The organism is Streptomyces glomeratus, assembly GCF_021462825.1.
In the GTDB taxonomy this organism is placed as follows: domain Bacteria; phylum Actinomycetota; class Actinomycetes; order Streptomycetales; family Streptomycetaceae; genus Streptomyces; species Streptomyces glomeratus.
In genome coordinates this window covers 1-3,530 of the sequence record NZ_JAKEEB010000084.1, presented here as the reverse complement: position 1 = coordinate 3,530, position 3,530 = coordinate 1, and the positions used below count along the sequence as shown (strand labels likewise).

At 66.9% G+C, this 3,530-nt stretch carries 4 protein-coding genes; 2 read left to right on the top strand and 2 right to left on the bottom strand.

What is annotated here, in order from left to right:
• Positions 1-203: 203 nt before the first annotated feature.
• Positions 204-713: a hypothetical protein gene (locus tag LZ604_RS35330; RefSeq protein WP_234520315.1), complete on the top strand. Its 510-nt coding sequence runs from the start codon at positions 204-206 to the stop codon at positions 711-713.
• 181 nt (positions 714-894) lie between these two features.
• Here the strand turns inward: LZ604_RS35330 and LZ604_RS35325 are convergent, their stop codons facing one another.
• Positions 895-1,353, bottom strand: coding sequence for a carboxymuconolactone decarboxylase family protein (locus tag LZ604_RS35325; RefSeq protein ID WP_234520313.1), 459 nt, complete (start codon positions 1,351-1,353; stop codon positions 895-897).
• A 379-nt stretch (positions 1,354-1,732) separates the two neighbouring features.
• Between LZ604_RS35325 and LZ604_RS35320 the strand changes: the two genes are divergently transcribed.
• Positions 1,733-1,951 (top strand): RHS repeat domain-containing protein, encoded by a 219-nt coding sequence (locus tag LZ604_RS35320; RefSeq protein ID WP_234520310.1) that lies wholly within the window; start codon positions 1,733-1,735, stop codon positions 1,949-1,951.
• Between the two features lie 502 nt (positions 1,952-2,453).
• On the opposite strand, the gene LZ604_RS35305 is transcribed toward LZ604_RS35320, so the two are convergent.
• A partial coding sequence (locus LZ604_RS35305; protein ID WP_234520308.1) for an SDR family oxidoreductase occupies positions 2,454-3,530 on the bottom strand: 1,077 nt, incomplete at its 5' end.

Here is a 3,530-nt window from a genome sequence, read left to right as displayed (position 1 = left end):
CTCGAAGCGTGAAGAACGGCCGCCTCGACTGTCCCGGGAAGAACCGCAGATCAGCAGGTCGGGTGACCCCCGAGGTTTAACAACAAGCTCAGAAGCTGTTGTCTTTCCGAGCTTGAGGATTGCGTTTCTGCTGGTCAGGCATAGGGGTGGCGGCAGGGTGGGAGTGGTTGCTCATCGCTTCTTCGCTCCTGTGGAGGTCAGGCATGCCGTCGGTGGTCGGACTACTGGAAGAGCACGAGCTCGCCGCTCGCCGTCGGGTGGACGAGCTACGCGAGGAAGCCGACCGCGTTCAGGCCGAACTGGCCGCGGCTGAGCAGGAATGGCAGGAGTGGATGATCGCCCGCCAGCGGGTCAGTGTGCTGCTGTCCGTGCCGACTGGCGCCGGGATCGCGGACGATGCTATGTCGCCGGTGACGGCCTCGACGAGGCAGAAGCCGCAGGTGCCGGTGTGGCGCGAAGGGCTGGCGTGGTCCGCGCTGTCGGTCGACTACCAGCGCATCCTGAAGACACTCGCGGACCGGTCCCGGCTCGGACAGGGGCCGCTGACCTGCCAGGAGATGGCCGCTCTGTTCGGTATGGAGGTGGTGCCGGCGCGGGTGGAGGCCCCGCGGTCAAAGGCGAAACGCCTGGTCGCGCGCGGCTGGCTGGCCGAGGATGCGCCGAGCCGCTTCACGCTCGCCCGCGGCGTCAGCGGGCCAGGCGGCGGCTCATGAGGCCAACCCGTACGGCATCTTCCGCCTCACATGGACAAGTGGCTCGACCTGGTTCCCCTGGCCGTTCTCCGCGCAGGTACGCCGTCGGACGCCTCCGCGCTTGTGTGGGCCGGGGCAGCTCGCACAAGCTACTCGAGTGATTCCACCATTACCGCTGCGGCAGCCCTTATCACCGCCGGTGTCAGCTGCCGACGGGGTACCGGCTGGTGATCGCGACACGGTTGAAAGCGTTCATCACGGTTGCCAGCCAGGCGATTGCCGAGACCTGGTCTGCGGTGAGTACGGCCGCGGCGGCGTTGTAGTCCTCGTCGCTGACGTGTCCGTCCGGCACGCGTGTGATCGCCTCGGTCAGGCGGAGGGCGGCGCGGTCCGTCTCGGAGAAGTAGCCGGTCTCTGCCCAGGCGGGCAGCACGGCGATCCGGTCGGGGTTTTCGCCCTTCTTGAGGGCGTCACGGGTGTGCATGCGCAGGCAGAACGAGCAGCCGTTGATCTGGGAGGTGCGGATCCTCAGCAGTTCGACCAGGAGCGGGTCGAGGCCCGCTGCGGCGGCGGCCTCTTCCACCTGTGACGACAGGGCGATGAGGGTCTTGTAGGCGGCCGGGTGCTGCTTGCCGATGTTGACGCGCTGGGGGTCGGTCATGATTCCTTCGATCCGTTCGGGTGACCTGCGCCGCGCACTTGGCGTGCGTGGGTCGAGCAGGCCGTGGCCGCAGTCAGCGTGGCGACGGCCAGGAGGCCGGCGGCGATTGGCATTCTGATCACGATGGGCCTCCTGGGTCAGTCTTCCGTGACGCGGATGATCGTCTTGCCCGGGGTGCGCTTGCCGGGGGGCGAAGGCGGAGGGTGCTTCGGCGAGCGGACGCACAGCGCCGACGAGCGGCTTGAGCCGGCCGTCCCTCAGCCGCGTGGCGAGATCGGCGAGCCGGGCGCGGTCGGGTTCGACGACGAAGAAGATTGCACGCCCGTCCTTGGGCTGGGCCTGGGCGGCATCAGGATCACCCGCTACACCGACTCCACCGGTGCTCAGGGGGGGCTTCCACATCAACTCCCGTCTGCTGGTTGCCGCCGAGACCGACCCCCTGGGGCACACCGCACACTTCGTGTTCGACGCCCGCGACCTGCTTCTGGAGCACACCGACGCGCTGGGCAACATCACCCGTCTCGAGCGCGACGACGACGGCAACCGCGTCGGGCTCATAGCCGCCCACGGTGTCCGGACCACTGCGACGTTCAATTAATACGGCCTGCCCGTGGCCGTCACCGAGCGCGGCGGTCGTACGCGTCGCTACGAGTACGACGCGCGTGGCAATCTGACCGCTGTCACCGAACCCGACGGCTTCCGCACCGAGTACGAAACTGACGAATACGGTCATGTGTCGGCTATCCGCGACGCTGACCGGGACGAAATCCGTCGGTCTGCCGGTTTCCATCACGGCACCGGACGGTGTCCGTGTGATCTTCGTACGGGACGCCTTCGGCCGCATCACCGAGGCCACCGATGCCCTGGGCGGGACTCTTCGGCAGGGCTGGACGGTCGAGGGCGAGCCCGCCTGGTGGGAACTGCCCGACGACACCTGTGAGGAGTGGTCCTGGGACGGTGAGGGCAACCTGGTCAGCCACACGACCGTCTGGGCCGTACCAGCACACATGCTGTCACTCACGGGCGAGGCGGACGAGATCGCCGCAGCTGTCCCATATCTATTGAGGCCTGATGCCCGGTGGACCACCGAAAGAGCGTATTCATATGAGTTCGAGGCCTCCGTCGATCGTGAGAATCTGGCCCGTCAGCCACGTCGCGGTGGGATCTGCGAAGCGGACGAGCCAGGTCGCTACTTCCTTCGGTTGTCCCCTCCTTCCCAGAGGGATCCGGGATGCCTGCTCTTTCTTGACCGCCATCACTTCCTCCTCCGTGAGCCCGCTGACGGACAGAGCCTCGCTCTCGGTCGGACCGGGGGCAATGGCATTCACTCTGATCCCGTCCTTGGCCAGCTCGACCGCCCAGGTACGCGTCAGCTGTTCCAGGGCGGCCTTGGTCGCCCCGTAGTGGGCACCGCCCGGGTGGGGGCGATGGCCGTAGGTGCTGGAGACGTTGATGATCGAGCCCTTGCTGCGGCGTAGGTGAGGCAACGCTGCCTGGGCGAGCATGGTAGGGGCAATGACGTTGAGGTCGAACAGGTCGGTGATGCGCGAGCGTGTCACCTCGTCGAACGAGACACGTGCAGTCGCGCCAGCGTTGTTCACCACCACGTCAAGCTGCTTCCATCGGTCGATCGCCGTACTGATGATCAGCTCAGGGGCATGCTCCAAGCGAATGTCAGTAGCGAGAGTCGCGATGCCTGGGTGCATGGCGGCAGTCTCGTCCAGGGCCACCTGGCGTCGGCCGACACCGAGGACGTGCGCCCCCGCCTCGGCCATCGCGACCGCCGTTGCCTGGCCGATCCCGGTACCGGCTCCGGTGACGATGACGACGCGGTTATGAAGGGGGCGAGTGTGCTGGTATTCCATCAGGGTGTCTTTCACTTGCTGTTCGACTGGCGTCTGTGGCCGCTGCCGGGTACGAGGACGTAGGTCTCTGCCAAGGCGTCTACAGTGGTTGATCACTTCAGAACCACTGCAGGTACTGCGGCAGGCCGCCGGAGCGGATGCCGAGACCGCAGCAGCGCCCCTCGGACCGACCGCCGCTTGCCCGGCGATCCGGTCGGGGTTTTCGCCCTTCTTGAGGGCGTCACGGGTGTGCATGCGCAGGCAGAACGAGCAGCCGTTGATCTGGGAGGTGCGGATCCTCAGCAGTTCGACCAGGAGCGGGTCGAGGCCCGC